This is a genomic window from Neisseria sp. P0021.S007 (genome assembly GCF_051956855.1).
This window is the reverse complement of sequence record NZ_JBQCXA010001011.1, coordinates 1-549: the sequence shown is the minus strand read 5'-3', so window position 1 is coordinate 549 and position 549 is coordinate 1. Positions and strand designations below refer to the sequence as shown.

Genomic DNA, 549 nt, shown 5'->3' with positions numbered 1-549 from the left:
CTAAAGAAATACGACCTAGAAAGTATCTGTTTTCTTTTAGGTAAACTGATGTAAACTTGGCTTGAAACTTTGATTTCGTGTGAAGTTTGTAGCAAAATAACGCCTGAATTTCACATCACGCTATGCGGATAAATTTTAGTTTGGCGTTTGCCTTTTATTAATATATTCGTGTGGTGCTATTAATAGAACTTAACAAAACTCTCATCATTAGGAGATACATCAATGAAAGCTTATCTGGCTCTGATTTCCGCTGCCGTTATCGGCTTGGCTGCATGCTCTCAAGAAGCTGCAAAACCTGCTGAAGCCCCTGCTGCTTCCGAAGCTGCCCCTGCAGAAACTACTGCACCTGCTGATGCAGCTCCTGCTTCTGAAGCCGCTCCAGCCGACGCTGCCGCTGCTCCTGCTGCCGGCAACTGCGCGACTACTGTTGAAGCCAACGACGCTATGCAGTTCAACACTAAAGAAATCCAAGTAAGCAAAGCTTGTAAAGAATTCACCATCACCCTGAAACACACCGGTACCCAACCTAAAGCCAGCATGGGTCACAAA

1 protein-coding gene is annotated in these 549 nt (G+C 45.2%); it reads left to right on the top strand.

Annotated elements, in window-relative coordinates; genetic code table 11:
- Positions 1-222: 222 nt before the first annotated feature.
- On the top strand, positions 223-549 hold a 327-nt coding region (locus ACTHUR_RS17245), incomplete at its 3' end, for a plastocyanin/azurin family copper-binding protein (RefSeq protein ID WP_440399933.1).